This window comes from Corynebacterium sp. MSK004 (assembly GCF_030232515.1).
GTDB lineage: Bacteria > Actinomycetota > Actinomycetes > Mycobacteriales > Mycobacteriaceae > Corynebacterium > Corynebacterium hesseae.
In genome coordinates this window covers 404,204-418,087 of the sequence record NZ_JASPKB010000001.1, presented here as the reverse complement: position 1 = coordinate 418,087, position 13,884 = coordinate 404,204, and the positions used below count along the sequence as shown (strand labels likewise).

The following is a 13,884-nucleotide window of genomic DNA, read 5'->3' as shown; positions in this document are numbered from 1 at the left end:
AACCATGTTGAGGGGATAGACACAGGCATATGTCCACCACCATCGTCCACTTCGTCCGCCACGGCGAGGTTTATAACCCGGATAAGATCCTCTACGGGCGCATCCCGGGCTATCACTTGTCCTCCCGTGGGCATTCCATGGCCGCACGCACGGCGAAAGCCTTCGAAGGCCATGACGTGACCTACCTGGCGGCCTCGCCGCTGCAGCGCGCGCAAGAAACCGCGATGCCGATTGCGAAGGTGACGGGCTTGGAGGTGGACGTCGACAAGGGCGTCATCGAGTCCGGTAACCGCTTCGAGGGCCTGCGCACCAAGGGCTGGAACTCGCAGCTGTGGAACCCGCAGCGCTGGCCGCTCATGGTCAACCCGCTTGAGCCCTCGTGGGGCGAGCCTTTCGAGGAGATCGCCGCGCGCATGATGGATGCCGCCGAGCGTGCCCGTTCCAAGGCTGAGGGACACGAGGCCATTGTGGTCTCCCACCAGCTGCCCATCGTCATGGTGCAGCGCACCGTGCTGGGCAAGCGCCTGGCCCACGCGCCGTGGGACCGCGAATGCGACCTGGCCTCGGTGACCTCGCTGGTCTACCGCGACCGCGAGATCATCGATATCTTCTACTCCGAACCGGCGCAGGACATCTAATGGGACGCAGAACTATCCGCGCCGCCGCGGCCGGTGTCCTTGCTGTGTTTGCCTTGGCAGGCTGTGCGCAAAGCGAGGAAAACGCGCAGAACGCCGTGGCTTCCGGCGGCACCTTCGAGTTCATCTCGCCCGGCGGGCAGACCACCATCCGCTATGCGGAGGAGGACCGCAAGCCGCTCAAGGATTTCTCCGGTGAGGACCTGCGGGATGAGTCCACGACGATCAAGCTTTCGGATTTCAAAGACCAGATCGTTGTCCTCAACTCCTGGGGCCAGTGGTGCGCGCCGTGCCGCTCTGAATCGGATGACCTCCAGGCCATCCACGCGGAGTTGCAGAAGCGCAAGGTAGGCACCGTGCTTGGCATCAACGTCAAGGACTTCAACCCGGAGATCTCCCGGGACTTCATGGCCGATAATGGCCTGGAGTACCCTTCCATCTACGACCCGCCCTTCAAGACGGCTGCGGCCCTCGGTGGCGTGCCTACCTCGGTGGTGCCCACCACCATCGTGCTGGATAAGCAGCACCGCCCTGCCGCGGTCTTCCTGACGGAGATCACGGAGAAGGATGTCCTCGAGGTCGTCGACGAGCTGGAGAAAGAACAGTGATCCTTGCCGCTGCCGGTATGGGGCAAAGCTTTGCCGATGCCGCCGTGTCCGGCCCGCTCCTGATCGGAGTGCTCGCCGCGGCCGTGGCCGGATTGGTCTCCTTCGCCTCACCCTGTGTGGTTCCACTGGTTCCTGGCTATATCTCTTACCTCGCCTCCGTGGTCGGCGGTGAGGTGAGCTATGACGAGGAGTTGGGGGTGGGCGTCGGCAAGCGCCGGCGTTGGGCCGTCGTCGGTGCCGCAGCACTCTTCGTGCTGGGCTTTACCGTCGTTTTCGTCCTAGCCACCGTGTCAGTCTTCGGCGCCATTTCGGCGCTGACGCTCAACGCGGATACCCTCATGCGCGCCGGCGGTGTCATCACCATCCTCATGGGTGTGGTGTTCATGGGCGTGGTGCCGGTACTACAGAAGGACACGCGCATGGCGCCGCGGCGCTGGACCACGTGGCTGGGCGCGCCGCTGCTCGGCGGGGTTTTCGCCCTGGGCTGGACCCCGTGCTTGGGCCCCACGCTGGCTGCCATCCTGTCTGTCTCCGCCGGCACCGAGGGAACCACCGCGCTGCGCGGCACCATCCTCATTATTGGCTACTGCCTGGGCCTGGGCCTGCCCTTCTTGCTCGTGGCACTGGGCTCCGCTAAGGCCATGCGCACCGTGACCTGGATGCGGGAGCACTCCCGGACCATCCAGATTCTCGGGGGCATCGCCATGATCCTCGTCGGCCTGGCGCTGCTGACCGGGCTGTGGGGAGATTTCATCAACGCCATCCGCCAGTGGACCGTGTCCTATGGCGCGACGCTGCTGTAAAGGAGATTTTTCGTGAGATATATCCGCAAGGCCTGGCACTGGCTGACCAGCATGCGCACCGCGCTGGCGCTGCTCTTCTTGCTGGCCATCGCCGCCATTCCCGGATCGCTCCTGCCGCAGCGCTCGCTCAATGAATCTAACGTCAACGACTTCATTGAGACCAACGGCAAGGTGGCGGAGATCTACGACAAGCTGCAGCTTTTCGACGTCTTCTCCTCCGTCTGGTTCCAGGCCATCTACGTCCTGCTCATGATTTCTCTGGTGGGCTGCATCATCCCGCGCTCCTGGGATCACTACAAGGCCTACCGCACACCGCCGACGCGCGCGCCGAAGTATCTGGAAAAGATGCCGCTCAACGCCACCGGGCATTCGGAAAAGTCCCCGGAGGAGATCGCAGCGGCCACCACAACCATGCTGAAGAAGTGGCGGGTCTCCGAGGTCTCGCCCGAGAAGGACCGCGCGGGTGCGCAATCCTTCTCCGCGGAGCGCGGCTATGCCCGCGAGCTGTGCAACCTCATCTTCCACATCGCGTTGGTGGCAATCTTGCTCACCATGGCAGCCGGGCGCCTGGTGCACTACGAGGGACAGGTCATCGTGGTCACGGAGAAGAACTCCCAGGGGCAGACCCAAGAGCAGGCGCAATCCACGGAGTTCTGCAACACCTCCACCTCCGTCTATGACTCCTTCCGCGCCGGCCCGCTATTCGACGGCACCGGCCTGCACCCCTTCTGCTTCTTGGCCCACGACTTCACCGCGGACTACCTGCCCAATGGCCAGGCGGAGATGTTCACCTCGAACGTGTCCTATGCCGCCGGCGACGACATCTTCACGGACCCGGAGACCTGGGAGGACTACCAGCTGCAGGTCAATCACCCGCTGCGCATTGACAAAAACCGCGTTTACCTGCAGGGCCACGGTTTTGCGCCGACCATGACGGTGGAGTGGCCTAACGGTGAGAAGCGCACGCAGACCATCCAATTTCAGCCCACTGACACCACGTTCTTCCTCTCGTCGGGAGTGATGCGCTTCGACCCGCCGGCGGGCATGTACCCGGACCTGTTTGAGCGCCGCCAGAACCAGATCGCCATCCAGGGCCTGTTTGCCCCGACCGCCGAGTGGTCCGGCGAGAGCGGCAAGCTGTTGCAGTCTTCCTACCCGGCGATGCTGGATCCGGCCGTGGCTATCGATATCTACCGCGGCGATGCCGGCCTGGACACGGGTACCCCGCAGTCCCTCTTCTCCCTCGATTCCAACCTGGTCCACACGGGCCAGCTGCAGAAGATCGACCGCGTCAACCTGAACCAGGGTGAATCGGTCACGCTGGACGACGGCACGAAGATCACCTTCGACGGTGCCTCCGAGTTTGCGAACTACCAGGTTTCCTATGACCCCTTCCAGAGCTGGGTTCTCGTGTCCGCGCTGGTCATGCTGGTATCCCTGGTTGGCTCGCTGGTGATCAAGCGCCGCCGCGTGTGGGTGCGCATCCGGCCGGGGGCCAATGGTGGCACCGATATTGAGATGGGCGGTCTTGCCCGCACCGACCGCGCGGGCTGGTCTGAGGAATTCCACAAGCTGCACCGCGAGCTCCTGGAACTGCCGGATCCCGATGAGGTGGAGGAGGACGAACTCTACTCCGCCGACTAAAGGTGAGAAAGCTATCCGTCAAAAGTTGGATACTCCCGCTGAAGGGGGGTACTCTGATGAGCACCATAAATCTCTCCGCTCATGCAGCCTCGTGCGTGAAGCACGGTGTAGGCACGATTGTGAAGGCAAGGTTTCCCACTCATGCAGGTTGATCAAAATCTGTCCAACTTTTCCGACATCGCGGTGCAAACCGCGTTCGTCGTTTATGCTCTCGCCTTGGTGTTGTCCCTGGTCTACTACGGCCGGATGCACAGCATCATCGAGGCGATGCGCTCCCGCACGACTGCTGTGGCGCAGCAGCGCGAACTCGCTAGCGTGGGGGCCTCGGCAGACAGTGCCGCGCTTGGCGACGTCCCCCCGACAGCCAGCACTGGCCCCGATGCTGACCTAGACGCGGATCTGTCGAAGAAGCGGGAGAACGCCGACAAGCTCGGCGGCATGACGCAGATGCTCCTGTGGTTGGGTATCGCCTTACATTTGGCGGCCATTGTGCTGCGCGGCCTGGCCACGGGGCGTTTCCCGTTTGGCAACCTCTACGAGTACGTGCTCATGGTGACCGCCGGCGCCATGGTGGTGGCGACCATCGCCATGCAGCGCAAGGAATGGCGCACTCTGTGGCCGTGGCTGCTCACGCCGATTCTGGCGCTGATGTTCTACGGCTCCACCAAGCTCTATGCGGAATCCGCTCCGGTGGTTCCGGCACTCCAGTCTCACTGGCTGCCCATCCACGTCACTGTGGTCTCGTTGGGTGCGTCCATCGGCGTGGTCTCCGGTATCGCTTCTTTGCTCAGCGTGCTGCGTGAGTTCCAGCCGAAGGGCAGTGAGTCCGGTTTCTTTGGTGCGCTTGCCCGCCCGCTTCCTTCTGCTAAGAAGTTGGACCGCTTGGCCTACCGCTTGGGCGTGGTGACGCTGCCGACTCTGGGCCTGGGTATTGTACTGGGCGCTATTTGGGCCGAGTCCACATGGGGACGCTACTGGGGCTGGGACCCGAAGGAGACCGTATCCTTCGCCACCTGGATCCTCTACGCCGCCTACCTGCACGCCCGCGCGACGCCGGCCTTCCGCAAGGCCGCGCCGTATATCAACATCGCGGCGATGCTGCTCATGATCTTCAACCTGTTCTTCATCAACATGGTTGTCTCCGGCCTGCACTCCTATGCGGGGCTGAACTAAATGGCGGATACCCCTAAGCCGCGGCACAAACAGGGCAAGCCGGCGGGCGATAACCCGCAGCTCATCGCTCTCGGTGAGGGCTTTGCGCAGCGCCGCCGAGAACTCGGTATCTTGCAGCAGGAGCTGGCTGAGAAGGCCGGGATTTCGCGCTCCACGCTGCACACCATCGAGCACGGCGGCTCTGGCGTGCGCTGGGAAAAGGTGATTGCGGTGGCTGAGGCCCTCGGCCTTGAGATGACCTTCGAGCCGAAGGCTTAGGCTTCGTCGGCTTTATTGTCTTTGTCCTCGGGGGCCTTGGGTTTCTGGGAACCTTGTGAACCCTGTGAGCGACGGCGGCGCTCTTCTTCTTGGCGCTCTGCCTCCCGCTCCCTGGCGCGGCGCTCTTTGAAGCGCTGCTTCTCTAGGTTCCACAGGAACTCTTCGTCATCGTCTGGGCCCTTGATTGCGGGGCGCTGCGGCTGCTGTGTCTGCTGCACCTTCTTATTCCAACTCGACGGACCAAAGGCCTTCCATACGAGGACTGCCGCGAGGACAAACAAGAGTAGTAGTATCAATCGACCCATGCGTTGTATTCTACGGAATGCCCGCAAAGCAAAAGTGAGAATTATGAGTCAGACAGAAAACACCGCGAACACTTCCCAGAACCCCGAGCCACCCCAGCCGGACCCGGCGCTGAAGCGCCGCTCCCGCCAAGCGCTGTGGAAGTACGGGGCTGCCCGCGTGGTGCTGTTCATCGTGCTCACCGCGGTGATTCAGCTGCTGGCCATGGCGGTACTTGGAACCTTTCCGCTGCTGGTCTCTGCCCTGCTGGCGCTGTTTGTGGCGCTGCCGCTGTCCATGCTGATCTTCTCCACGTGGCGCATGGAAGCCACTCAGACGCTGGCGGAGTACTCCGCGCAGCGCAAGGCCCACAAGAAGTGGGTCCAAGAGGAGCTGGCTGGCCGCTAAATCGGTGGTTAAACCAGAGCCAGCGCTACAGCGTTGATAACCGCCCACACCAGCATCGCGCGGCCGGCCATGCCAAGTACTGGGATGAGTTTCGGGCCGCGTGCGCCGCGGTTGACGGTGCGGATAGCACCCAGCGCGAGAGGGAAGTAGAGCAGCGAAGCGAGCGCGGCCCAGGAATCGAAGGCTAGGCCGATGGTGAGTAGTACCGGCAGCAGCAAGAGGGTCATGAATAGCGTGCGGGACTTTTTATCACCCAGGCGCACCGCCAAAGTGATCTTGCCGGTGGCCTTATCGGAGGGGATGTCCCGGATGTTATTGGCCAGGTTTACCGCCGCACTCATACCGCCGATACCCACGGCTAAGGCAAGGCCTGTCCACGTGATGCGGCCGGCCTGTGTGTACTCGGTACCTAGGACCGCGACGAGTCCGAAGAACACGAAAACGGCGATTTCCCCGAACCCGCGGTAGCCGTAGGGGTTCTTGCCACCGGTGTAGAACCAGGCACCGGCGATACACACGGCGCCGACGAGGATGAACGAGGCGGCGTTGGCAGCTAGGGAGAGTGAGATGCCCGCGATAGCCGCCACGCCGAAGGAGGCGAAGGCGGCGAACTTGACGTGTTGCGGTTTGGCCAGCCCGCCGCCGGTAAGCCGCTGGGGGCCGGTGCGGTCATCATCGGTGCCGCGGATGCCATCGGAGTAGTCGTTGGCGTAGTTCACGCCGATGATAAGAGCCCAGGCCACGATGAGTGCCAGCAATGCGCGTCCCCAGTGCAGACCGTGGGCCGCGGCGGCGGCACCGGTACCAGCGATAACAGGAGCAAAAGCATTGGCCCAGGTGTGCGGGCGAGCACCCTGGAGCCAATCGGCAGGAGTGGCGGAATAGGCAGACATGCTCACTATTGTGCCACTGGTGTGGTGTGCTGCGGCAATGAGCTGGTGCGTTGGCGAAAGCGGTAGATGATGAGCACTGCAACGAAAATAACGGCATTGGTGACTGTCATTGCGGCAGAGGTAGCCGCGTCAAGGACATAGGCAACCCAAAATCCCACGACCGCGCTGATAGCGGCAACGCCACAGGCGGTCAACACCAGCGTGGGCACGCGCTGAGTAAGCAGCCGCGCGGTCATCGTCGGGAATACCATGAGAGCGATGACCAGCATGGCACCGGCAGCGTGAAAGGCGGCGGTGGCGGTGCAGGCAACCACGGTCATAAATATGATGTGAAGAACGCGCGTGGGCACCCCGCGTGCGGCACAAAAATCGGCGTCAAAAGTCGTGGCGGATAAACGCGGCAGTGTAAGGGCGAGGAAGAGAGCATTGATACCCAGCACTGCGGCCATGATGTAGCAATAGTTGGGATTGGAGAAGGCCGCGAGGTTGAGATCACCGACGAGAACGGCGTGGACATCAAGGTGCACGTGGCTCATGTGCGTAGAAATCAGGATGACTCCGGCGGCAAACAGGGCGGGAAAGACCAATCCGAGGGCGGAATCAGCAGTCACCAGCGGGCTGCGCTGTAGTGCGTCAGTTCCCAACGCCACCACCAAGGCGCCAGCGGCCGCGGTAACGAGCAAGATGGGTGAATCTAGATCTGCGGTAAAGAGGTAGCCGACGGCAATTCCGGGAAGGACGGCATGGCCGATGCCGTCGATAAGCATGGCCTGGCCTTTGAGGACAACAAAGGTGCCGGGGATAGCACAGGCCAAGGCCGTCAGAACGGCAAGGAGACAAGCGGTCGCGGCGAGGGTCATGAGGCTAGCTTTCTACTGGTGAGGCTGATAGTGACGAGCGCCGCCTGAGCCAGGACGATGACCGGACCGGTGGGCAGCGGGCCGTGCGCAATGGAGACATAGCAGCCGAGAGCAGCGGTGGCCGCGCCGAAGAACCCGGAGAGCGCGATGAAAGGTAGCAAGCGCGTGGTCCAGGGGCGGGCAGCGGCGGCAGGGCTGATGACCACGGCGACCATGAGCACTACGCCGACGACTTTGACGCCGAGCACCGTGATGGCGGTGAGGGCGAAGAAACTAGCCGCGTTGAGGAACGAGGTGCGGATGCCGGCTACCTGGGCAAAACTTGAATCAAAAGTGACTGCGGCCTGCCGGGTGTGAATGAGGAAAAGAAAAAGCAGCACGCAGCCACCGATGATGAGTGTGGACCGTACATCCGCGCGAGTGAGCGTGGAGGCATTTCCCAGCAAATAATCCTGGATTCCGGCCTTGCCAGGCAATGGTCGGCGGGAAATATACTGCATGAGCAGCATTCCCACCGAGAAAAATGTGGTTAGCGTGGCCGCCATCGCAGTGGTTTGCCCCAGGGGAGTTAACCGCGGGATGAGGTGAATGCACCCCACCGCGAGGGTTCCGGTGAGCAGGGCGCCGCAAGAAAGAAGCCAGACATTTCGCCCGTCCCAGCCAATGGCGGTGGCCACGAGGAAGGCGGTGAGCAGTCCAGGCAGGGAAGAATGCGAGATGGCATCGGCCAGCAGGCTGGTGCGGCGAACATATACCAGTGGGCCTAGCGCGCCAGCGCAGCCACCGATGAGCACGGTGCCCAGGAGTGCCTGGGTATAGGTGTAGTTCTGAAGAAGCTCGAGTGGGTTCATGATGGCAGGGAAAACATGTCGGCAATGGCGGACTCGGTAAGTACCTGCTCAGTGGGGCCAGCAGCAATGAGCCGGCCGTGGCCGACCATGAGGACCTCATCGCAAAAGTCGGCGACCTCCGCCAGGTTGTGATGCACCAGCAGGATGGTCACGCCGTTCTCGCGCAGTTCCTTGAGTACATCCATGATGGCGCGCTGACTCGCGGCATCGACACCAGCGAAGGGCTCGTCGAGGATGATGAATTCCGGCTCGCTAACGAGCGTGCGCGCCAACAACACGCGCTGGCGCTGACCACCAGACAGGGCGGAAATCGGCAGCTGCGCGTGTGCCTGCATTCCGGTGCGGGAAAGCGCGGCGTGAGCGGCGTCTTTGTCAGCGCGGCTGGGCCACTGCCACCAGCGCAGCCCGGCGGTGCGGCCCATCAGGGCGATGTCGAAGGCGGTGGCAGGGTAATTCCAGTCGATATCCGCATGTTGTGGCATATATCCGAGACGCTGCCGAAAATGTGCCAGATCGACGCCATCGAAGGTCATCGACCCGCAGGCTAGAGGCGGAAGGAGCCCTACCAGCGTGCGGACCAGAGTAGACTTTCCCGACCCGTTCGCACCCACCAGCCCGGTGATAGTCGCGGGGGTGAGGGTGAAGGAGGCGTCGTGAAGCACCGGCGTGCGGGGATAGCCGGCGGTGAGGTTTCCTACGCTGAGCATTAGCTTAGTGCTTTCGCCACGGCGCTAGCGTTATGTTCGAAGGCTCCGAGGTAGGTATCGGTTGGGGCTTCCGGGCCGAGGGTATCGGCAAAGAGCTCTTCATCCGAGATGGTGACTGTCCAGTTGCGGGTTTCTACGGCTTCCTTGAGAGAAGTGATGGCCTGTGGGTTCGCCTGGTTATCTTGGAAGATAACGGGGACCTTCTTCTCCGCGATCGTATCCGCGAGCTCGGAGATCTCAGTGGCGGACTTGGTGGCTTCGGTGGTCACGAAGTCGGTGGCTTGGACTTCAAAGTCGAAGGTCTTGCCGAAGTAGTTGAAGGCGTCATGGCCGGTGATGAGGACGCGCGGGGAGGCGTTTTCGAGTTCCTTAGCCGCTTTGTCATGCGCGGCTGCAATCTTGTCTTCATATTCATCGGCGGCCGCGGCATAGTCTTCGGCATTGTCAGAGTCGATTTCGCCGAGTTTGGTGCCGATGTGATCGACGACCTGGCTCCACAGCTCGGGGCTATTCCAGATGTGCGGGTCGTAGAGTTTTTCGCCCTTGTCACCTTGCTCGGGCCACGGCAGAAGGTCAGCAGTATCGAGCTGTTCGCCGACAGCTAGCTGCTTCTCACCGAGGGAGGAGAGCTGGTCCACCATTTGCGCCTCGAGGTGAAGGCCATTCCAGAGGACGAGGTCGGCGTCCTGCATCTTTTCAATATCGCGCGTGGTGGGCTGGTAGGTGTGCGGATCGCCGCCGGGACCGACCATGGTGGTGATGTCGGCGTCCGGGGCGATATTGGCGGCCGCATCAGCCAAGTAACCAGTCGTGGCGAAGATCGTCAGATTGTCGTCCTGGGCTTCGGCGGAGTCGCTGCTGGTGCAGGCAGTCAGCGCGGTGGCAGCCACGAGGGAAGCGAGGGGAAGCGCAATAAGTTTCTTCACGGGAAACCTCTCTTATTAAAAGTGAATGTCGATGTTCAATAGATTGAACTTGAAAGAGCATAAGTCCTGAAACCTTTGGAAGCAATAGGCTGAACTACGATGGGGGTATGCACATCAGTGAGCTGCCCGAACGCACCCAGGATTACCTCAAGATCCTCTGGACCTATGAGGAGAAAGAGGGCGCTAATACCGCGATGCCGCTGGGGGACCTAGCTAAAGCGGCGGGGCAGAAGCTGCCCACCACGTCGGAGGCGGTCAAGCGCCTGGCCGCGAAGGGGCTGGTGGAACACGAACGCTACTTCGGTGTTCGGCTTGTTGAGGAAGGCCGGCGGCTGGCTGTGGCAATGGTGCGCCGGCATCGGCTCCTGGAAACCTTCCTCGTGCGCACTCTGGGCTATACCTGGGATGAGGTGCACGATGAGGCAGAAATGCTAGAGCACGCGACGTCCGACAGGCTCGTTGAACGTCTTGATTCTTTCCTGGGCAACCCCGCCCGCGATCCGCATGGTGATCCCATACCTGCCCCGGATGGCACTGCCGAGCCGGTCTCGCGCATTACGCTTATCGACGTCCCCGCGCAGACCCCCGTCACCGTGGAGCAGGTCACTGACGCTGATGGCGAATTTTTGCGCTACCTGGATAAATATGGAGTGCGGCCGGGAGTAGAATTGACCGTCGTTGCCCCTTCGGTTGCGGGTGTGCTCGAGGTTGCCGTCGATGAAGGTTCACACTTCCCCCTCGGGGAATCCGCTGCGCGCGGCATTGCCGTACGCAGCTTTGGCGAAGCGGAGGCTTAGCTGTCCCACATGCGGGCGACGGCGAGGCGGTCAACCTTGCCGGGACCGGTGGTGGGGAGCTGGGCCAGGCGCTTGAAGTCCTTGGGGATTTGCCACCGGGGAAGGCCACTATCGTCGAGAGCCACAAGGATATCGCCGACATCCGCCCATCCGGTATAGGCAGCGACGATCATCTGTCCCAAGCGTGGGTGGGGGATGCCGACCACGCACACGCCGTCCACTCCCGGCACGCGAAGGATGTGCTGCTCGAGCTGCTCTGGGTGGAGCTTGAGCCCGCCGGTGTTCAGGATGTTGTCGAGGCGCCCGGTGACGGTGAGGTGGCCGTCGTGAAGCGCGCCGGCGTCGGAGGTAGCAAACCACGAGGTACCGGACTCATCGACCATGAAGGCATCTGAGTCCACGTTTCGATAGCCCTGCGCAATCATGGGCCCGCCAAGGTAAATGCGCCCCTCGTCGCCGATGCGAACAAGAGCGCGATCGAGGGGACGGCCGTTGTAGACGCATCCACCGGAAGTTTCTGAGGAACCGTAGGTGGTGACGATATTGATGCGCAGCTTTTTCGCAGAGTCCAATAGTTGCGGGTGGGTGGCAGCACCTCCGACGAGGATGGCATCAAAGGTGCGCAGGGCCTCGATTCCTTCTAGCGAATCCATGGCCTTGGCTAGCTGCATCGGGGTCAGGCCCGTGTATGAGCGATCCCCAGTGGCGGCCAGCTCGTGCGCGGCGCGGGCGAAACTGGGGATGGAAAAACCTTCCGACAGGTCAAGGCAGAGCGGCTCCACGCCCGCGACGAGGGAGCGCACCAATACCTGGATGCCCGCGATATGGGAGGCGGGCATGGCTAGTAGCCACTGACCGGTGCCGCCTAAAGTCCGGTGCGTGGCATCGGCACTAGACACCAAGTTGGCGGCCGTGAGTTGCGCGCCCTTCGGTGTGCCCGTGGACCCAGAGGTGGCCACGACGAGTGCGATGGAGGAGTCAATAGGTTCTCCTGCGCGCATGTGGTTGCGCAGCAGCTGCGCGCGGGTGCGGTCCTCCGCCGGAATGGGCAGGAAGGTGGCTTGTCCTGCGATGGCCGCTTCCAGATCAGGGAGGATGGCGGCAGGGTCACGCGGATCGACGGGCAGAGGAGAGAGGAAAGTCACGGTTAGTTAGGTTACCGCCCGCGGTGTTCGTAAGGGTTGATGAGCTCATCCTCCTGATCGAAGGGGCGCTCACCGTCCCTCTGAGCCTGCTGGATGCGCCGCAACATCCACACTCGCGATGCAATGACGGCAATGAGCGCGATGGCCGCGAGGGCAATGGCGAAATACAGCACTTCAGGCTCTCCCTGGGTGAAGGTGATTGGTGGTAATTAGGATAGCTGGTAGGTCCCTACCTGCCCTCCCTACTGGCTTAAGCCTTAAGAAGTGGCCTCGTGTGTCTCGGGGGTGTCTTCTTCCGTGGAGAAGCAACCTAGGATAAAAATCAGCACCAGCATGGCGGCGATGGTTGCGCCAACGGCGACGCCCGCCCGTAGCAGCCATGACCATTCGGTAAAGTGTCGCAGGGAAACCAAAAGGATTAGGCAGAGGACAAGTCCGATTGGGCGGGTTATCTGATTGATTTTCTCCGTGGTCAAGGTTGCCTCCGTGGGAGCTATAGTTACTGGCGTTAACTGTCCCGGATATTACTCTCTTTTTATCTTTCGGGTGGAAGAGAAGGCACTAGCCCTCGATGGAGGCCTAGTAGTAGTACGGGAAGTCATCCCAGTTGGGCTCGCGCTTTTCCAGGAAGGACTCCTTGCCCTCGACGGCCTCGTCGGTCATATAGGCCAGGCGGGTGGCCTCGCCGGCGAAGACCTGCTGACCCATGAGGCCATCATCGGTGAGGTTGAAGGCGAACTTGAGCATGCGCTGGGCGGTGGGGGACTTCATATTGATTTCGCGCCCCATCTTGATGGCGGCGTCCTCCAGATCGGCGTGGTCAACTACCTCGTTGACCGCGCCCATCTCGTACATGCGCTGCGCGTCATAGGTGCGGCCCAAGAAGAAGATCTCGCGGGCGTACTTTTGGCCCACCATCTTGGCCAAGTAGGCCGAGCCATAGCCGGCGTCGAAGGAACCGACGTCGGCGTCGGTCTGCTTGAAGCGTGCTTCCTGGCGGGAGGCGATGGTCATATCGCACACCACGTGCAGGGAGTGCCCGCCGCCGGCGGCCCAACCGTTGACCACGGCGATGACCACCTTGGGCATGGTGCGGATGAGGCGCTGGACCTCCAAGATATGCAGGCGGCCGCCCTCAACCTTCTCGCGGGCGGTGTCGACAGTGGATTCGTCGGCAGTCGCGTCATCATGCGCATGCTCCGTGGCATAGCGATACCCGGAGCGGCCGCGGATGCGCTGGTCACCGCCGGAGCAAAACGCCCAGCCGCCGTCCTTCTGGGAAGGCCCGTTGCCGGTGAGAAGTACTGTTCCTACATCCGGGGTGCGGCGCGCGTGGTCCAGCGCGCGGTAAAGCTCATCTACCGTGTGCGGGCGAAACGCATTGCGCACCTCAGGGCGGTCGAAGGCGATGCGGACGATGCCATCCTTACGCTGTGGCTTTGGACCGTCACTGTTAAGTCGGTGATAGGTGATATCCGTGAGATCCTCAAAGCCCTTGACGGGCTGCCAGAGCTCCGGCTTGAAAGGGTTATCGGTGCTGTAGTTCTTCTGCTCGCTCATGGCACACCAGCTTAATTGGAAAGCAGTGCGCCGGAAGTATAGTCCCCATTCCCAACCCTCACCCACACTCTCCGCCCAGCGCGGCGGTGATAAACAATAAACAATACTGCGGGATTATCCCCGTCAATGTGCACGTGTACTCCGTACCAGCGCGGTACACCATACAGTGGGACGGAATCGAACCTCCCTGCCTTCTTGCGCTACGAAGGCGCCTGAGAAGCACTGGACTTTTCCCTGCCCAGTAAGGGTTGCGCTCGCTGCGAAGGGTGTGGGCTACCGTCGCGCGCGTGGCGCGCGACATGACTACATGTCGAACGACATGACGTGCCGCAAG

General features: G+C 61.9%; 17 protein-coding genes. 8 read left to right on the top strand and 9 right to left on the bottom strand.

What is annotated here, in order from left to right; all coding sequences use genetic code 11:
* The first annotated feature begins 29 nt into the window (after positions 1-29).
* The 6 genes from QP999_RS02020 to QP999_RS01995 all read left to right on the top strand — a co-directional run bounded on the left by QP999_RS02020 (position 30) and on the right by QP999_RS01995 (position 5,121).
* Positions 30-638 (top strand): histidine phosphatase family protein, encoded by a 609-nt coding sequence (locus QP999_RS02020; RefSeq protein ID WP_070547311.1) that lies wholly within the window; start codon positions 30-32, stop codon positions 636-638.
* Positions 638-1,243, top strand: a complete 606-nt coding sequence (locus tag QP999_RS02015) for a TlpA disulfide reductase family protein (RefSeq protein WP_046647790.1) — start codon at positions 638-640, stop codon at positions 1,241-1,243. The genes QP999_RS02020 and QP999_RS02015 overlap by 1 nt, the downstream gene beginning before the upstream one ends.
* A 17-nt stretch (positions 1,244-1,260) precedes the next feature.
* Complete coding sequence (locus QP999_RS02010; protein WP_046647905.1) at positions 1,261-2,046, top strand: cytochrome c biogenesis CcdA family protein; 786 nt, start codon at positions 1,261-1,263, stop codon at positions 2,044-2,046.
* Between the two features lie 12 nt (positions 2,047-2,058).
* Complete coding sequence (locus QP999_RS02005; RefSeq protein WP_070513407.1) at positions 2,059-3,690, top strand: cytochrome c biogenesis protein ResB; 1,632 nt, start codon at positions 2,059-2,061, stop codon at positions 3,688-3,690.
* A 141-nt stretch (positions 3,691-3,831) separates the two neighbouring features.
* Entirely contained in the window at positions 3,832-4,863 is a 1,032-nt protein-coding gene (gene ccsB / locus QP999_RS02000; protein WP_049154848.1) for a c-type cytochrome biogenesis protein CcsB, read from the top strand.
* Complete coding sequence (locus tag QP999_RS01995) at positions 4,864-5,121, top strand: helix-turn-helix domain-containing protein (RefSeq protein WP_046647787.1); 258 nt, start codon at positions 4,864-4,866, stop codon at positions 5,119-5,121.
* Here QP999_RS01995 and QP999_RS01990 read toward each other — a convergent pair.
* On the bottom strand, positions 5,118-5,426 hold the full coding sequence (locus tag QP999_RS01990) for a hypothetical protein (protein ID WP_049154847.1): 309 nt from the start codon (positions 5,424-5,426) through the stop codon (positions 5,118-5,120). The genes QP999_RS01995 and QP999_RS01990 overlap by 4 nt on opposite strands.
* A gap of 43 nt (positions 5,427-5,469) precedes the next feature.
* On the opposite strand from QP999_RS01990, the gene QP999_RS01985 reads away from it, so the two are divergent.
* Positions 5,470-5,811 carry a DUF4229 domain-containing protein gene (locus QP999_RS01985; RefSeq protein ID WP_284847548.1) on the top strand — a complete coding sequence of 114 codons (342 nt, stop codon included), beginning with the start codon at positions 5,470-5,472 and terminating at the stop codon, positions 5,809-5,811.
* 8 nt (positions 5,812-5,819) lie between these two features.
* Here QP999_RS01985 and QP999_RS01980 read toward each other — a convergent pair whose 3' ends face one another.
* The 5 genes from QP999_RS01980 to QP999_RS01960 are packed head-to-tail and all read right to left on the bottom strand — an operon-like array spanning position 5,820 to position 10,048.
* Positions 5,820-6,704, bottom strand: a complete 885-nt coding sequence (locus tag QP999_RS01980) for a 1,4-dihydroxy-2-naphthoate polyprenyltransferase (protein WP_046647783.1) — start codon at positions 6,702-6,704, stop codon at positions 5,820-5,822.
* A 5-nt stretch (positions 6,705-6,709) separates the two neighbouring features.
* Positions 6,710-7,564: a metal ABC transporter permease gene (locus tag QP999_RS01975; RefSeq protein WP_010189755.1), complete on the bottom strand. Its 855-nt coding sequence runs from the start codon at positions 7,562-7,564 to the stop codon at positions 6,710-6,712.
* Complete coding sequence (locus QP999_RS01970; RefSeq protein WP_010189752.1) at positions 7,561-8,415, bottom strand: metal ABC transporter permease; 855 nt, start codon at positions 8,413-8,415, stop codon at positions 7,561-7,563. The genes QP999_RS01975 and QP999_RS01970 overlap by 4 nt, the downstream gene beginning before the upstream one ends.
* On the bottom strand, positions 8,412-9,122 hold the full coding sequence (locus tag QP999_RS01965; protein WP_010189751.1) for a metal ABC transporter ATP-binding protein: 711 nt from the start codon (positions 9,120-9,122) through the stop codon (positions 8,412-8,414). The genes QP999_RS01970 and QP999_RS01965 overlap by 4 nt, the downstream gene beginning before the upstream one ends.
* Positions 9,122-10,048: a metal ABC transporter substrate-binding protein gene (locus tag QP999_RS01960; RefSeq protein ID WP_070521016.1), complete on the bottom strand. Its 927-nt coding sequence runs from the start codon at positions 10,046-10,048 to the stop codon at positions 9,122-9,124. Before QP999_RS01960 ends, QP999_RS01965 begins: the two co-directional genes overlap by 1 nt.
* Positions 10,049-10,155: 107 nt before the next feature.
* On the opposite strand from QP999_RS01960, the gene QP999_RS01955 reads away from it, so the two are divergent.
* Positions 10,156-10,845 (top strand): metal-dependent transcriptional regulator, encoded by a 690-nt coding sequence (locus tag QP999_RS01955; RefSeq protein WP_046647781.1) that lies wholly within the window; start codon positions 10,156-10,158, stop codon positions 10,843-10,845.
* On the opposite strand, the gene menE is transcribed toward QP999_RS01955, so the two are convergent.
* From menE to QP999_RS01940, 3 genes are all read right to left on the bottom strand, one after another.
* Positions 10,842-11,990, bottom strand: a complete 1,149-nt coding sequence (gene menE / locus QP999_RS01950; protein WP_070561621.1) for an o-succinylbenzoate--CoA ligase — start codon at positions 11,988-11,990, stop codon at positions 10,842-10,844. The genes QP999_RS01955 and menE overlap by 4 nt on opposite strands.
* Positions 11,991-12,001: 11 nt before the next feature.
* Positions 12,002-12,163 (bottom strand): hypothetical protein, encoded by a 162-nt coding sequence (locus QP999_RS01945; RefSeq protein ID WP_010189743.1) that lies wholly within the window; start codon positions 12,161-12,163, stop codon positions 12,002-12,004.
* A 406-nt stretch (positions 12,164-12,569) separates the two neighbouring features.
* A complete protein-coding gene (locus QP999_RS01940) occupies positions 12,570-13,550 on the bottom strand; it encodes a 1,4-dihydroxy-2-naphthoyl-CoA synthase (RefSeq protein WP_070521004.1) in 981 nt (326 codons plus the stop codon).
* Between the last annotated feature and the right edge of the window lie 334 nt (positions 13,551-13,884).